The sequence below is a fragment of the Dermacoccus sp. MPR-E5 genome, assembly GCF_058809565.1.
This window is the reverse complement of the sequence record NZ_JBXASS010000004.1, coordinates 213,832-227,259: the sequence shown is the minus strand read 5'-3', so window position 1 is coordinate 227,259 and position 13,428 is coordinate 213,832. Positions and strand designations below refer to the sequence as shown.

14 protein-coding genes and 1 pseudogene are annotated in these 13,428 nt (G+C 68.3%); 6 read left to right on the top strand and 9 right to left on the bottom strand.

From position 1 onward, the window contains the following. Positions 1 to 59: 59 nt before the first annotated feature. The 5 genes from AC1RS9_RS04730 to AC1RS9_RS04710 form a co-directional block, all read right to left on the bottom strand. Positions 60 to 1,076, bottom strand: coding sequence for an NAD(P)-dependent alcohol dehydrogenase (locus AC1RS9_RS04730; protein WP_492920649.1), 1,017 nt, complete (start codon positions 1,074 to 1,076; stop codon positions 60 to 62). A 152-nt stretch (positions 1,077 to 1,228) separates the two neighbouring features. Next, positions 1,229 to 2,725 (bottom strand): mannitol dehydrogenase family protein, encoded by a 1,497-nt coding sequence (locus AC1RS9_RS04725; RefSeq protein WP_404603423.1) that lies wholly within the window; start codon positions 2,723 to 2,725, stop codon positions 1,229 to 1,231. After that, positions 2,725 to 3,612, bottom strand: coding sequence for a carbohydrate ABC transporter permease (locus AC1RS9_RS04720; protein WP_459110121.1), 888 nt, complete (start codon positions 3,610 to 3,612; stop codon positions 2,725 to 2,727). The genes AC1RS9_RS04725 and AC1RS9_RS04720 overlap by 1 nt, the downstream gene beginning before the upstream one ends. Then, positions 3,612 to 4,490 carry a carbohydrate ABC transporter permease gene (locus tag AC1RS9_RS04715; RefSeq protein WP_459110271.1) on the bottom strand — a complete coding sequence of 293 codons (879 nt, stop codon included), beginning with the start codon at positions 4,488 to 4,490 and terminating at the stop codon, positions 3,612 to 3,614. Before AC1RS9_RS04715 ends, AC1RS9_RS04720 begins: the two co-directional genes overlap by 1 nt. A gap of 104 nt (positions 4,491 to 4,594) precedes the next feature. Then, complete coding sequence (locus AC1RS9_RS04710) at positions 4,595 to 5,968, bottom strand: ABC transporter substrate-binding protein (RefSeq protein WP_404603426.1); 1,374 nt, start codon at positions 5,966 to 5,968, stop codon at positions 4,595 to 4,597. A 132-nt stretch (positions 5,969 to 6,100) separates the two neighbouring features. Between AC1RS9_RS04710 and AC1RS9_RS04705 the strand changes: the two genes are divergently transcribed. The 6 genes from AC1RS9_RS04705 to AC1RS9_RS04680 all read left to right on the top strand — a co-directional run bounded on the left by AC1RS9_RS04705 (position 6,101) and on the right by AC1RS9_RS04680 (position 10,998). Next, entirely contained in the window at positions 6,101 to 7,066 is a 966-nt protein-coding gene (locus AC1RS9_RS04705) for a sugar-binding transcriptional regulator (protein ID WP_051805940.1), read from the top strand. A gap of 115 nt (positions 7,067 to 7,181) precedes the next feature. Next, positions 7,182 to 8,582, top strand: a complete 1,401-nt coding sequence (gene lpdA / locus AC1RS9_RS04700) for a dihydrolipoyl dehydrogenase (RefSeq protein WP_038568578.1) — start codon at positions 7,182 to 7,184, stop codon at positions 8,580 to 8,582. Between the two features lie 298 nt (positions 8,583 to 8,880). Further along, on the top strand, positions 8,881 to 10,149 hold the full coding sequence (locus tag AC1RS9_RS04695; RefSeq protein WP_062256426.1) for an inorganic phosphate transporter: 1,269 nt from the start codon (positions 8,881 to 8,883) through the stop codon (positions 10,147 to 10,149). Next, positions 10,146 to 10,439, top strand: coding sequence for a hypothetical protein (locus AC1RS9_RS04690; protein ID WP_006944293.1), 294 nt, complete (start codon positions 10,146 to 10,148; stop codon positions 10,437 to 10,439). Before AC1RS9_RS04695 ends, AC1RS9_RS04690 begins: the two co-directional genes overlap by 4 nt. A gap of 4 nt (positions 10,440 to 10,443) precedes the next feature. Next, positions 10,444 to 10,737: a DUF3349 domain-containing protein gene (locus AC1RS9_RS04685; RefSeq protein ID WP_062256422.1), complete on the top strand. Its 294-nt coding sequence runs from the start codon at positions 10,444 to 10,446 to the stop codon at positions 10,735 to 10,737. A gap of 42 nt (positions 10,738 to 10,779) precedes the next feature. Next, the gene (locus tag AC1RS9_RS04680; protein ID WP_492920644.1) at positions 10,780 to 10,998 is read left to right on the top strand and encodes a hypothetical protein; all 219 of its coding nucleotides are present in this window, start codon (positions 10,780 to 10,782) and stop codon (positions 10,996 to 10,998) included. On the opposite strand, the pseudogene AC1RS9_RS04675 reads toward AC1RS9_RS04680, so the two are convergent. The 4 genes and pseudogenes from AC1RS9_RS04675 to AC1RS9_RS04660 all read right to left on the bottom strand — a co-directional run. Beyond that, positions 10,981 to 11,271: pseudogene (locus AC1RS9_RS04675) on the bottom strand (SseB family protein); the annotation flags it as partial. The gene AC1RS9_RS04680 and the pseudogene AC1RS9_RS04675 overlap by 18 nt on opposite strands. A gap of 101 nt (positions 11,272 to 11,372) precedes the next feature. Next, positions 11,373 to 12,113, bottom strand: coding sequence for a bifunctional 1-(5-phosphoribosyl)-5-((5-phosphoribosylamino)methylideneamino)imidazole-4-carboxamide isomerase/phosphoribosylanthranilate isomerase PriA (gene priA / locus AC1RS9_RS04670; protein ID WP_006944303.1), 741 nt, complete (start codon positions 12,111 to 12,113; stop codon positions 11,373 to 11,375). Positions 12,114 to 12,156: 43 nt separating this feature from the next. Next, entirely contained in the window at positions 12,157 to 12,777 is a 621-nt protein-coding gene (gene hisH / locus AC1RS9_RS04665; protein ID WP_006944195.1) for an imidazole glycerol phosphate synthase subunit HisH, read from the bottom strand. Next, positions 12,774 to 13,427, bottom strand: coding sequence for a hypothetical protein (locus AC1RS9_RS04660; protein ID WP_006944237.1), 654 nt, complete (start codon positions 13,425 to 13,427; stop codon positions 12,774 to 12,776). Before AC1RS9_RS04660 ends, hisH begins: the two co-directional genes overlap by 4 nt. Position 13,428: the final 1 nt, after the last annotated feature.

Genomic DNA, 13,428 nt, shown 5'->3' with positions numbered 1-13,428 from the left:
CCTTCTCAGGCGTCGCCGGGGCGACGCGCGGTTCGGATGGCGGCAACCGTACGGTGAGATCAGACCGTCGGCAGTCCGTTCGGATAGATCATGGCCTTGACGGATGCCGGGTCGTCGAGGCCCGCGCGCAGGGCCTGCTCGCCGTCGGCGAGGTCGAAACGCCCCGTTACGAGATCGTCGACCTCGACGACGCCGCCCGCAAGCATCGCGAGCGCCTGCGGCCATGTGTTCGCGTAGCGGAACACCCCGGTGACGCTGACCTCACGCTCCTGCAGCGCAGACAGGGGCAGTTCGACGGTGTCGCCGCCCATCCCGACGAGCACGGCGCGAGCGCCTCGCGCCAGGGCCCGCATCCCGGCGAGCGTGACGGAGGCGACCCCGGAGCACTCGAGCAGAACGTCGTACTCGCGCTCGTCGAACCTCTCGTGACGTGAGTCGACGACCCGCGCGCCGAGCGCCCGGGCACGCTCGAGGCGTTCGGGGTTGAGGTCGACGACGGTGATGTCACGCGCGCCGCGCGCCCGGGCGGCCAGCAGGCACATGAGCCCGATGGGGCCGCAGCCGGTGATGAGGACGCGATCGCCGAGCGTCACGTCGGCCTTGCGGCAGGCCCACAATCCGACCGACAGCGGTTCGACCATCGCGGCCGCCTCGTCGCTCACGCCGTCGGGCACCGGATGCGCGAAGGCGGCGTCGTGCACGATGCATTCGGCGAGCGAGCCGTCGTACGGCGGCGTCGCGTGGAACACCATGTCAGGGCACAGGTTGTAGGCGCCGGCAAGGCACTGCGCACACGTGCGGCACGGCACGCCGGGTTCGATGCTGACGCGCTCGCCGATGCGCGAGGCGTCGACGTCCTCACCGACCGCTTCGACGACACCGGCACCCTCATGCCCGAGCACCATCGGGTAGTCGACGGCGTAGCTGCCGATGCGCCCATGCGTGAGGTAGTGCGTGTCACTGCCGCACACACCGACGCACGTCATGCGCACGAGCACCTGGCCGGGGCCGGGCGTCGGCACGTCACGCTGGGTCAGGGTGAGCGTCTCGGGTGCGCTCAGTTCGAGCACGCGCATGGGGGGTTCCTCTCGTCACACGTCATCCGGTCTCGTCTGTCGTCCTGGGGTTGCATTCACCCCCGAGGGCTCCGACGCGGCCGGCGCCGCAGGCACGATGCCGGCGGCGCCGACCACGCCTCGTCAGGTCACCCCGACGTCACCGTGCCGGCTCACGCGCCGGGGCGGGCATCCTGGGCGGCGCGGGCCTCGAGCGTGGCTCGGGCTCCGACCTCGTGCAGCGAGTCGAGTGCCGCGACGTAGGCCGTCTTGAATCGTTCGTCGTCGACGAGGTCGCCGAAGAAGTCCGGGTTGCGCAGGAAGGCGAGCTTGTCGTCCTGCTGCGCGGCCGCGGCCGCCATGACGGCCTCCTTGGCGCGATCGTTGACGTCGATCGGGTCGCCCTGCTCGTCGGCGCCCTCGGCGTAGCGCGCCCATGACGCGATGACAAGGGCCGAGCGGTCGATCTCGCCGCCGTGCGCCAGGTTGTGCTTGACGACCGGCACGAGCCACTTGGGGATGCGGTCGCTGCTCTCCATGCACAGCCGGGCGAGCGTGTCGCGCACCTCGGGGTTGGCGAACCGCGCGATGAGCTCGTGACGGTAGGCGTCGAGGTCGACCCCGGGCACCTCCGGCAGCGTCGCCGAACCCTCCTTCTCCATGTAACCGAGCAGGAAGTCGACGAACAACGGGTCCCTGCACACCTCGTGCGCGTAGCGGTAACCGGCGAGGTAGCCGACGTAGCAGAGCGTCTGGTGGCCGCAGTTGAGCAGGCGCAGCTTCATCAACTCGTACGGTTCGACGTCGTCGACGATCTGGACCCCGGCATCCTCGAACGGCGGGCGCCCGTCGGTGAACTCGTCCTGCAGCACCCACTGGGCGAACGGTTCGCACACGACCGGCCAGCCGTCCGCGACACCGAACGTGTCGGCGAGCTCGGCGATGTCCTCCGGCGCGGTGACGGGCGTGATGCGGTCGACCATAGAGTTCGGGAACGCGACGTGATCGCGCATGTACTGCGCGATCGACGGGTCCTTCAGCTCGGCGTACGCCGTCATCATGCGCCGCGCGATCTCGCCGTTGCCCGGCAGGTTGTCGCAGCTCATGACGGTGAACGGCATGAGCCCCGCGTCTCGACGGCGTCGGATCGCCTCGACGATGAGCCCGAACGCCGTCTGCGGTGACGCCCCGTCGGCCAGGTCGTGCTGGATGCCCGGGTTGGATGCCTCGAACTCCCCCGTCACCTGGTTGACGAGGTAGCCGCCCTCGGTGATCGTCAGCGAGACGATCCTGACCTCGGGACTCGCCATGAGGTCGATGACCGCGTCGGGGTCGTCGGGCGCGAACAGCATCTTCTGGATCGAGCCGATGACGCGCGGCTCGCGGGTGCCGTCCGGGTGCTTGAGGACGAGGGTGTAGAGCCCGTCCTGCGCATTGAGGGTGTCGACGATGCGCTTGTCGTGCGGAAGCACCCCTACGCCCGTGATGGCCGAGTCGAGGGCCTCGCCGTCGTTCATGAGGCGATCGAGGTACATCGCCTCATGCGCGCGGTGGAAGCCGCCGACGCCGAAGTGGACGATGCCCGTCGTCAGCTTCGCGCGGTCGTAGGTGGGGCGCGCCACCTGTTCCGGCAGCTCGGCCAACGTGGATTGCAAAAGGCGGACGGCCATCAGCGGACAGCTCCCATCGACAGGCCCTGGACCAGCTTGTCCTGCGCGGCGAAACCGGCGGCGAGGACGGGCAGCGACACGACGATCGACGCGGCGCACACCTTGGCGAGGAATAGGCCCTGACTCGTCACGAAGCCCGTGAGGAACACGGGCGCGGTCTCCGCCACCGTACCGGTGAGCACGCGGGCGAACAGCATCTCGTTCCAGCTGAAGATGAAGCAGATGAGCGCGGCCGAGGCGATGCCGGGCATGACGACCGGCGCGATGACCTCACGCAGCGTGCGCACGAGACCGGCGCCGTCGACCTGGGCAGCCTCGAGCATCTCGGTCGGAACCTCGGCGAGGAAGCTGCGCAGCATCCAGATCGCGATCGGCAGGTTCATCGACGTGTACAGCAGGATGAGAAGCCAGATGTTGTCGAGCAGGTTGACCTTATGCGCGAACAGGTAGATCGGCAGCAGCGCTGCGACCACGGGCATGAACTTCGTCGACAAGAAGAAGAACAGCACGTCCGACCACTTCTTCACCGGACGGATCGACAGGGCGTACGCGGCAGGCAGGGCGAGCAGCAGGACGATGAGGGTCGAGACGACGCTCGCCGTCAGCGAGTTCGCCAGGGACGGCCACGGGTTCGAGTCGAAGAAGTTCTTGTAGCCCTCCGTCGAGAAGGGAGCGTCGAACTTGGGCGGGTTGGTGGCCGCGTCGTTCTCTGAGTGGAACGAGATCCACACCATCCACACGACGGGCAGGACGAACAGCAGGCCGATGATCCAGGCGAGGACGCCGAGCAGGGCGCCCGACCTCTTCTTCGGGTTCGGCGTGTACGCGGACCCGGAGGACTTCGGCGTCGCGGCGGGTGCAGCGGCCGCGGAGGAGGGAGTGCTCATCAGTTCTCCTCCTTGAAGAGGCTGAGGACGGTGCGCAGAGCGGCCGTCGCGATGATGATCGTGCCGAGGACGACGATCACACCGGCTGCGGAGGCCTGACCGTAGTCGTGGGCCTGATAGAAGGTCTGGTAGATGAGGTACGGCAGGTTCGCCGTGCCGAGACCACCCGAGGTGATCGTGAAGACGGCGTCGAAGTTCTGCACGATGTAGATCGCGCCGAGCAGGGTGCTCAGCTCGATGTACGGGCGCAGGTGCGGCAGCGTCATGTGCTTGAAGATCTGCCAGTTCGACGCACCGTCGATTCGCGCGGCCTCGACGACGTCCATCGGGCGCGACTGCAGACCCGCGAGCAGGATGAGCATCATGAACGGCGTCCACTGCCAGATGAGCGAGGCCGCCACCGCGAGCAGCGGGTTGTTCGTGATCCAGTCCGGCTGCGGAGCATCGTCGCCGAGAACCATCTTGAGGAATCCGTTGAACAGGCCGTACTCGGGGTTGAACAGCGCGTGCTTCCACAGCAGCGCCGCGGCGACGGGCACGATGAGGAACGGCGTGATCATGAGGGTTCGGACGATGCCGCGGCCCTTGAACTTGCGATCGAGCAGCAGCGCGATGCCGAGCCCGAGCAGCAGGCTGATGATGACGACGATGAGCGTGAGCAGGATCGTCACCCAGATCGCCTTGCGGGTGTTGACGTTCGTGAACACCGTGACGAAGTTGTCGAAGCCGGCGAATCCGACGTCATCGGGGTAATACGCGTTCCAGCGCATCATCGAGATGACGATGGTCGCGACGAACGGCAGCTGCGTCGCGATGATCATGAAGATCAGCGCCGGCAGCAGCGGCGCGCGGCGCGCCCAGGCTCCCGTCCTGGCCAGGGCTGTCTTGCCGCCCGGAGCCGGTTCGAGATCGTGGTTGTCGGGGTCGCGGTGCTCGAAGTCGTCCTCGCCCCCTCGTGCGAGCGCGTTGGTGCTCACGTCACTCACTTCCGTTCACGCTTGCGATAGTCCTCGGCCACGTCGCTCGCGAGCTCCTGGCCCGTCTCGAGCGCCGCGTCGACGCTCTGCTTGCCGGCGATGGCCGAACTGACCTCCTGGCTGACCTGGGTGCCCAGGGCCGGAAACTCGGGGATGTCGACGAACTGGATGCCGCCGGCGGGTCGGGGCTGGACGCCCGGGTTGTCGGGCTGAGCCGACTCGATGGCCTTCTTCGCGGGTTCGGCGAACGCCTTCGCGGAGGCGACGTACTCGGGGATCTCGTACGTCGAGGCGCGCTTGCCGGAGGGGACCGACGACCAGCCGATCTTCTCGCCGACGAGCTTCTCGTACTTCTTGCCCGAGGCCCACGAGACGAACTTCCAGGCGGCGTCCTTCTTCTCGGACTTCTGCTCGATCGCCCACGACCAGGCGTACAGCCAACCGGCGTTCTTCGTCTTGACGACGGGAGCCGGCGCGTAGCCCATCTTCCCGGCCACCGGCGAGCCCTTGGCCTCGAGGGAACCGGCGGCCGACGTCGCGTCGTACCACATCGCCGTCTTGCCCTGCTGGGTGTTGTTGAGGCACTCGGTGAAGCCCGCCTGCGGCGCTCCGGCCTCACCGTGCTTCCTGACGAGGTCGACGTAGAAGTTCGTCGCCTGCTCGAACTCGGGCGAGTCGACCTGCGCCTGCCAGTCCTTCGTGAACCAGGTGCCCCCGAAGGTGTTGACGACGGTCGTCAGCGGCGCGAACAGCTGACCCCATCCTGGCTGACCACGCAGGCAGATGCCGCGCATGCCCGGCTGGGCGCCGTCGACCTTGGCGGCGATGTCGGCGACCTGCGGCCACGTCGGGTTCGCGGGCATCGTGATGCCCTTCGACGCCAGGATGTCCTTGCGGTACATGAGGAAGCTCGACTCGCCGTAGAACGGCTCGCCGTAGATCTTCCCGTCGACGCTGAGCGCCTTGGTCATGGGAGCGAGGATGTCGTCCTGGTCGAACTCGGTGTCGGCCTTGACGTGGCTCGTGAGATCCGCGACCCAACCGGCCTTCGCGTAGATCGGGATCTCGAAGTTGCTCAACGTCGCGACGTCGTACTGACCGGCCTGGGCGCTGAACTCCTGGCTCGTCTTGTCACGCAGGTCGTCCTCCGGCAGCACCGTGAAGTTGACGTGGATCCCCGTCTCCTTCTCGAACTCCGGCGCGAGCTTCTGCAAGTCCATCATCTGCGGGTTGTTGACCATGAGGACGTTGATGCTGTCCTTGCCACCCGATGAGACCCCGCCACCCCAGCCCGCGCACGCGGTCGTAGAACCGCCCACCAGTGCTGTCGCGGCGAGGAGGGCGATGCCATTTCGTCGTCGTCCCACGAAACCTCCCATGTCGTCGTGCCTGGTGTGCAATGCTCGAACGAGCACCATGCTCACTTGAGCACTAGCAGGCACATATGAGTAAAGTGTGATTCGACACACAATGTCAACCCACGATTCACGCTACGAACGCCGGGAGTTCCCATGGTCGACGCGAGCGCACCGCAGCATCAGCGCCTCATGGTCCACGCAGCACGTCGCTACTACCTCGACGACGCCTCCAAGGTGGCCATCGCCGAAGAGCTCGACATCAGTCGGTTCAAGGTGGCGCGCCTGCTCGAGGAGGCCCGCGACCAGGGAATCGTCCGCATCGACGTCGTCGACCCCGGCGCCGGGTGCGAGCACCTCGAACGCCGCCTGCGCGACGCGTTCGGGCTCGCACACGCCGTCGTCGTCGACGTCGAGGAACTCGAGACGGACGCCGCGCAGGACGAGCTCGCCCGCCGCGGCGCCGACCTCATGCGGCGCCTCGCGCAGCCGACCGACGTCATCGGGCTGCCATGGAGCCGGATGGTCGCCAAGGCGGTGCGCCACTTCGACGGTCTGCCACCCGTGCCGATCGTCCAGCTCTCCGGGGCCCTCGACCTGCCGGCGTACGAATCCTCCCCCGTCGACGTCGTGCGTGACGCCGCCCGCCTCACCGGCGGAGAACCCCGCGTCTTCTACGCACCGCTCGTTGCCGACGACGCCGCTGCGGCCGCCGTCATCCGCGCTCAGGCGAGCGTCGCAGGCACCCTCGACGACGCCAAGCACTGCTCCCTCGCACTCGTCGGCGTCGGCGGGTGGAGCAGTGGCGAGAGCACCCTGTTCGACCTCGCGAGCGACGACGAGCGCGACGATCTCGCGCGCCTGCAGGTCGTCGGCGAGATCGCCGGCTCCCTGTTCGACGTGACGGGCGCGCCGGTGCACGCGGGCCTGACGGCACGTCTGGTCAGCATGCGCCCCGACGACCTGCGGCTCATCACCCACGTCGTGGCCCTGTCGCACGGTCGGGCGCGCGCCGCGGCCGTCGCGGCCGGCATCCGCGGGGGCTACCTCACCTCGATCGTCGTCGACACGCCCTTGGCGCAGCAGCTGCTCGCGCAGCACACCGAGGCGACGGACGACTGAGCCCCACGCGCCGCGAGGCGCACGGGAACGGTCGGGACCGGGCACCGCAAACTTCTACCCGCCAGTAACTACCTGCACTCACACCCTGCGCCCCGATGGGTCTAGGCTCTGCCTCGTGGCCAATCATTTTGATGTCGTCGTCCTCGGCGCCGGCCCGGGTGGGTACGTCGCGGCTATCCGCGCCTCCCAGCTCGGCCTGAGCGCCGCCGTTGTCGAGCAGAAGTACTGGGGAGGCGTCTGCCTCAATGTCGGGTGCATCCCCTCGAAAGCTCTGCTGAAGAACGCCGAACTCGCGCACGTGCTCACGCACGAGAAGGAGAAGTTCGGCATCGAGGGCGACGCCACGATGGCGTTCGGGCCCACGCACAAGCGTTCCCGTCAGGTCTCGTCGAACATCGTCAAGGGTGTTCACTACCTGATGAAGAAGAACAAGATCACCGAGATCAACGGTCACGGCACGCTCAAAGCCGACCACTCCATCGACGTGAAGGGTGAGGACGGCTCCACCCAGAGCGTCACCTACGACAACCTCATCATCGCGACGGGCGCCACCGTGCGCACGATGCCCGGGGTCGACCTCAGCAAGAACATCGTCTCCTACGAGGAGCAGATCCTCTCGGAGGAGCTGCCGGGCTCCATCATCATCGGCGGTTCGGGCGCCATCGGCGTCGAGTTCGCCTACGTCATGAAGAACTTCGGCGTCGACGTGACGATCGTCGAGTTCGCCGACCGCATGGTGCCGACCGAGGACGCGGACGTGTCCAAGGAGCTGCTCAAGCAGTACAAGAAGCTCGGCATCAAGGTCATGACCGGCACGAAGGTCGAGAAGGCCGAGGACACCGGCTCCGGCGTCAAAGTCACCGTCTCCCCCGCCAAGGGCGGCGACTCGCAGGTGCTCGAGGCCGACAAGATGCTGTCGGCGTTCGGCTTCAAGCCGCGCGTCGAGGGCTACGGCCTGGAGGATCTCGGCGTCAAGCTCACCGAGCGCGGCGCCATCGAGATCGACGGGCGCGGCCGCACCAACGTCGACAAGGTCTACGCCATCGGTGACGTGACGGCGAAGCTCATGCTCGCGCACACCGCCGAGGCCATGGGCATCGTCGCCGCCGAGACCATCGCGGGCGTCGAGACGATGGAGATCAACTACGACATGATCCCGCGCGCGACGTACTGCCAGCCGCAGGTCGCCTCGTTCGGTTACTCCGAGGCTCAGGCCAAGGAGAAGGGCTACGACGTCAAGACGGCGACGTTCCCGTTCTCCGCGAACGGCAAGGCGCAGGGCCTCGGCGAGGCCGTGGGCTTCGTCAAGGTCATCGCAGACGCGAAGCACGACGAACTGCTCGGCGCCGCGATGATCGGCCCCGACGTCACCGAGATGCTCCCGGTGCTGACGCTCGCGCAGCAGTGGGATCTGACGGCCGACGAGGTCTCGCGCAACATCTTCGCCCACCCGACGCTGGGAGAGGCCGTGAAGGAAGCCGTGCACGGCATCGCCGGGCACATGATCAACCTCTGATCGCGCAGATCCACTGATCGCGCCTGTACCTCAGCGCGATCGATTCGAGACCGCCGGGTCCGGAGCTCATGCTCCAGACCCGGCGGTCTCGTTGCGTCACGTGGTCGAGCGGGCCGCCCGCGTCAACCGGGCGAGACCCCGGGGCGCCCTCGCGCGTGCCCGTCCGGCAAAGAATCGCCGCACGGGAGGTGAACTTCCGGTGAACAGATATCGGGCGCTCCCGCGAATTTCCCGTAGTGCCAACACCCGTTTGCGTACAGCGCGCTCGGCGGCCACTGCGCGGTTGCACACTTGCCGTGTGGATTTCTCGTTCATTCTTCTCGTGCTCGTCATCGTCACGGCACTGGCGTTCGACTTCACCAACGGCTTCCACGACACCGGCAACGCGATGGCGACGTCCATCGCCACCGGTGCCCTCAAGCCCAAGGTGGCAGTCGCCCTCTCCGGCATCCTCAACCTGATCGGTGCCTTCCTGTCGGTCGAGGTCGCCCTCACCGTCACCAACGCAGTCATCAAGATCCAGGCCAAGGACGGCGCTCCGAAACCGGAGTTCCTCGCCGACCACGGCCAGGCCCTGCTGCTCATCGTGCTCGCCGGCCTCGTCGGTGGCATCGTGTGGAACCTGCTCACGTGGCTGCTCGGCATCCCGAGCAGTTCGAGCCACGCACTGTTCGGTGGTCTCATCGGTTCGGCCATCGCCGCGATCGGCATGGCGGGCGTCAAGTGGACGGGTGACGGTTCCAAGCTCGACGGTGTCGTCGGCAAGGTCATCATCCCCGCGTTCTTGTCGCCCTTCATCGCGGCGGTCGTCGCGGCGCTGGGCACGAAGCTCATCTACGCCATCACGAAGAAGGTCAGTCACGCCGAGTCCGAGCGTGGTTTCCGCTGGGGTCAGATCTGCAGCGCCTCGCTCGTCTCGCTCGCTCACGGCACCAACGACGCGCAGAAGACGATGGGTGTCATCACCCTCGCCCTCATCGGCTACGGCTCCTGGACCGACACGCACAGCGTTCCGCTGTGGGTGAAGTTCGCCTGTGCGCTCGCCATTGCGGCCGGCACCTACCTCGGCGGCTGGCGCATCATCCGCACGCTCGGCAAGGGCCTCGTCGAGATCGAGTCGCCGCAAGGCATGGCTGCCGAGTCGGCCAGCTCCGCCGTCATCCTCGTCTCGAGCCACCTCGGCTTCGCGCTGTCGACGACGCACGTCGCGACGGGTTCGATCCTCGGTACCGGCCTGGGCAAGAAGGGCGCGGAGGTCCGCTGGGGTGTCGCCGGACGCATGGTGCTCGCCTGGTTCATCACCCTGCCCGCCGCCGCGGTCGTCGGTGCGCTCATGTGGTACCTCGGTGACGTCATCGGTGGTGGCGCCGGCGGCATCGTCGTCTTCGCCATCCTGTGCGCGTTCGCGGCATACATGTTCTACCACTCGCGCAAGACGCCGGTCGACCACAACAACGTCAACGAGGAGTGGGACCCGCAGGACCTCGCGGCGACGCACATCCCCGACGTCGTGGCCGAGTCCGACCGCAACACCGTCCACCCCGCGACCAAGGTTGGTTCCCGATGAACACTCTCTCCCTCGCGTTCGAGAGCGCCTGGAAGGTGCTTCTCGTCGCCATCGTCCTCGGTGCAGGCGTGCCTGCCCTGTTCGCCTTCGGCGTGCGTGGCTTCGCCGCCGGTGAAGGCGCTCTCACAACCGGCGAGAGCGCCAAGTCCTGGGGCAAGCCCGTCGGCCTGCTCTGCTTCGCGCTCGTCGCCGTCGCGGTGGCGCTGGGCCTCGCCATCATCATCGCGTCGGGCTTCGGCTACAAGGTGTCGTTCGAGCACGTGTTCCCGACCTTTGCCGAGAAGAAGTGAGGCGATGAACCCATCCCTCGAGCGCATCGTCAACTGGCTGCGCGTCAGCTACCCCACGGGGGTACCGGAGCGCGACTACCAGCCGTTGCTCGCGCTCATGCGGCGCAGGCTCTCTCCTGAGGAGATGCACGAACTGGGCAACCACCTCGTCGCCGACGGGCTCGTGCCCGCTGACCGGGTCGATGTGGGTGTCGGCATCACGAAGGTGACCCAGGAGCTGCCCAGCCCACAGGAAATGGACCGGGTGCTCGACCACCTGCACGAGTGCGGGTTCCCGCTGCACGACGAGTTCGACTGAGCACGACGTCAGACCGCACGCCAGGTGTCGACGCGCCGACGCATGACGCAGCCGCAGCACGCCCTCTCCCCCGTCGACGCACTCCTGCGCGAGCACGGCCTCCTCGACGCGCACAGCCTGCCCGATGGCGGAGCGCACGTGCGTGTCACGGTAGGCGGGCACCCAGGCCTGCTGCTGCGCGAGCGCCCAGACCATGCTCGCGCGCACGACGACGCGATGCTCGCTGGCCATGTCGAGCAGCAGGACGTCGCATTCCTCTGAGATGGCCGCCTGCGCCGCGAACGCGGCCTTGACGGGTGACGGGCGGGCCGCCGGATCCCAGGCGGCGAGCGCTTCAAGGCTCGTGAAGACGGGCAGGCCCTTTGTACCGTCCGGCGCGGTCAGCGTCACGACAGCCATGTCGGTCGACTTCTCGACGGCGTGCTCCCCGCTCGTGTCGACCTCGGTGGGGGCGGCGACGATCGGCACGAGCAACCTGCTCTCGGCCAACGCTGCGACCCACGCCTCCTCGTCACCACTCGCCAGCGCCGCCACGAGAGCCGCATCGGCCTCGCCGCGGTCGTCGTCGAAACCGGTGCTCGTCACCTCGCGGCCGCTGAACGGGATGCCGGCCGTGTCGCTCGGCCCCGGGCCGCTCACTCGGGGCGCCCCGCGACGTCGAGGGCGTCGGCGAGCGTCATCGTGCCCTTGTAGAGGGCCGAGCCGATGATGGCGCCTTCGACCCCGTACGGCACGAGCTCGCGCAGCGCGCGCAGGTCGTCGAGCGTCGTCACGCCGCCGGAGGCGACGACGGGGCGGTCGGTGCGCTCGCACACCTGCTGCAGCAGCGCGGTGTTGGGGCCGGCGAGCATCCCGTCTTTCGCGACGTCGGTGACGACGTAGCGCGCGCAGCCCTCACGGTCGAGGCGGGCGAGGGTCTCCCACAGGTCGCCGCCCTCCTTCGTCCAGCCGCGGGCGGCGAGGGTGGTGCCGCGCACGTCGAGGCCGACGGCGATGCGGTCGCCGTGCTCGGCGATGGCGGCAGCGGTCCACTCGGGGTTCTCCAGGGCTGCGGTGCCGAGGTTGACGCGACGGCAGCCCGTGGCGAGCGCAGCCTCGAGTGACTCGGCGTCACGGATGCCGCCGCTCATCTCGACCTTGATGTCGAGCGTGCCGACGATCTTGGCGAGCAGGCCGCGGTTCTCGCCGCGTCCGAACGCGGCATCGAGGTCCACGAGGTGCAGCCACTCGGCGCCCGCTTCCTGCCACGCGAGTGCAGCTGCGACGGGGTCGCCGAACTGGCCGCCCGTCCCGGCGATGCCCTGGACGAGTTGGACGGCCTCACCGCCGGCGACGTCGACGGCCGGCAGCAGTTCGAGGCGGGGTTCGGTGGTCATGGTGCTCCTTCGAGCCGTCGGATCGGGGTGGCTGGGCATGGCATCAGAGGGTGTCGAGCCAGTTGGTCAGCAGCGCGGCGCCGGCGTCACCCGACTTCTCGGGGTGGAACTGGGTGGCGCTCAGCGCACCCTGCTCCATGGCCGCGGCGAAGGGGGTGCCGTGCGTCGCGAGCGTGACGCGCGCGCCCGAGTTGAGGTCGGCGACGGTCGCGGGGGCCGCGAACGAGTGGACGAAGTAGAACCGTTCGTCCTCGACACCGGCGAACAGTCGGCTGCCGGGCGCCGGTTCGAGCTGCGACCAGCCCATGTGCGGTACGACCGGGGCGTCGAGACGCTCGACTCGACCATGCCACAGCCCCAGCCCGTCGACCGGCGACGGCGACGGCTCGCTCGAGCCGTCGAACATGACCTGCATGCCGACGCAGATACCGAGCACGGGGGCCTGACGTGTCAGTCGCTCTGCGATGAGCTCACGCCCGCCCGCGGCGACGAGCCCCGCGGCGCACGCGTGGAAGTTGCCGACGCCGGGCACGAACAGCCCGTCTGCGCGCGCCACGGACGTGGGATCGGCGGTGAGTTCGACGTCGGCGCCGATGCGTTCGAGCATACGCACGGCGGAGTGGATGTTGCCGCTGCCGTAGTCGAGCACGACGACCTTCTTCATCGCTTCTCCTCCATCAGGGCGTGCCCTTCGATCTCTCGCCGTTCTTCCCGTTCCTCGCGGGTGTGCTTGTCGAAGCGTCGTACTGCCTTCGCATCAGGTTCGACGAGATCGGCCTCGATCGCCGCGCGCGGATGCAGCGCGAGCAGATGCCCGGCGGGGATGCCGAGGGCGACCATGACGCCACGCAGCACCTCGATCGGCTCGGCGCCGCGCTGCGCGAGGACGCGTTCGAGGGTCTCCGGGTGCGAGTTCTCCCCCACCGCGAGCAGATCCGCGAGGCTCGCCTGCGGCAGCGCCGCGCGCACGACCCCGAAACCGCGGCGGACGACGAACCAACGCGGCAGGGAGCGCCACCGTCGCGGCTGGACGAGGACGACGGCGTCGTCGCCGTGCACGAAGAACCCGGCGGCCGGGCGCATCATCTGCGGAACGGGGCGGGCGACGAGCACCGTCGCGGCGTCGTCAAAGGGCGCGGCCGCATGCCCAGGGCCCGCCGCGACGACGGCGCACCACGGCCCGTCGAGGTCGACGACGTACGCGGGCACGGTGCCCTGTTCGACCCAGCGAGCCACACGCTCGGCATCGCCGCGTATGACGACGACGGCGTCGAGCGCGCCGGTGAAGTTCGACTGCCGACCTAGTCTCGGCATG

Coding starts and splice junctions, on each gene's coding strand:
- priA (WP_006944303.1), bottom strand. CDS start 12,113: ATGACCACCGAACCCCGCCTCGAACTGCTGCCGGCCGTCGACGTCGCC.
- AC1RS9_RS04660 (WP_006944237.1), bottom strand. CDS start 13,427: ATGCCGAGACTAGGTCGGCAGTCGAACTTCACCGGCGCGCTCGACGCC.
- AC1RS9_RS04680 (WP_492920644.1), top strand. CDS start 10,780: ATGACGCAGCCGCAGCACGCCCTCTCCCCCGTCGACGCACTCCTGCGC.
- AC1RS9_RS04730 (WP_492920649.1), bottom strand. CDS start 1,076: ATGCGCGTGCTCGAACTGAGCGCACCCGAGACGCTCACCCTGACCCAG.
- AC1RS9_RS04705 (WP_051805940.1), top strand. CDS start 6,101: ATGGTCGACGCGAGCGCACCGCAGCATCAGCGCCTCATGGTCCACGCA.
- AC1RS9_RS04690 (WP_006944293.1), top strand. CDS start 10,146: ATGAACACTCTCTCCCTCGCGTTCGAGAGCGCCTGGAAGGTGCTTCTC.
- AC1RS9_RS04720 (WP_459110121.1), bottom strand. CDS start 3,612: ATGAGCACTCCCTCCTCCGCGGCCGCTGCACCCGCCGCGACGCCGAAG.
- hisH (WP_006944195.1), bottom strand. CDS start 12,777: ATGAAGAAGGTCGTCGTGCTCGACTACGGCAGCGGCAACATCCACTCC.
- AC1RS9_RS04710 (WP_404603426.1), bottom strand. CDS start 5,968: ATGGGAGGTTTCGTGGGACGACGACGAAATGGCATCGCCCTCCTCGCC.
- AC1RS9_RS04685 (WP_062256422.1), top strand. CDS start 10,444: ATGAACCCATCCCTCGAGCGCATCGTCAACTGGCTGCGCGTCAGCTAC.
- AC1RS9_RS04725 (WP_404603423.1), bottom strand. CDS start 2,725: ATGGCCGTCCGCCTTTTGCAATCCACGTTGGCCGAGCTGCCGGAACAG.